Below are 287 nucleotides of genomic sequence, written 5' to 3' on the forward strand. Positions count from 1 at the left end.
CGGCGGCGGCGTAGGCTGGGCGGGGCGGGGGTTGGTTGTCGACATCGGGAAAGGCCGCATCGTCCGGGAAGGCAGCAAGTTCGCCCTGCTGTCCTTCGGCACAAGGCTGCAGGATTGCCTTGCCGCCGCCGAGGAACTCGGCGCGGCCGGGCTTTCCACCACGGTTGCCGATGCCCGCTTCGCCAAGCCGCTCGACCAGGATCTGATCCGGAGGCTGGCTCGCTCGCACGAGGTTCTGGTCACCGTGGAGGAGGGCGCCATCGGCGGCTTCGCCAGCCACGTGCTGC

Annotated in this window: 1 protein-coding gene; it reads left to right on the forward strand. The window is 70.0% G+C overall.

Annotated features, from left to right (window positions below; all coding sequences use genetic code 11):
• Positions 1-287, forward strand: a 287-nt coding sequence (locus tag EN852_RS39905) for a transketolase C-terminal domain-containing protein (RefSeq protein ID WP_281407873.1), incomplete at both ends; no start/stop codon positions are given.

The sequence above is a fragment of the Mesorhizobium sp. M2E.F.Ca.ET.209.01.1.1 genome, assembly GCF_004010375.2.
In the GTDB taxonomy this organism is placed as follows: domain Bacteria; phylum Pseudomonadota; class Alphaproteobacteria; order Rhizobiales; family Rhizobiaceae; genus Mesorhizobium.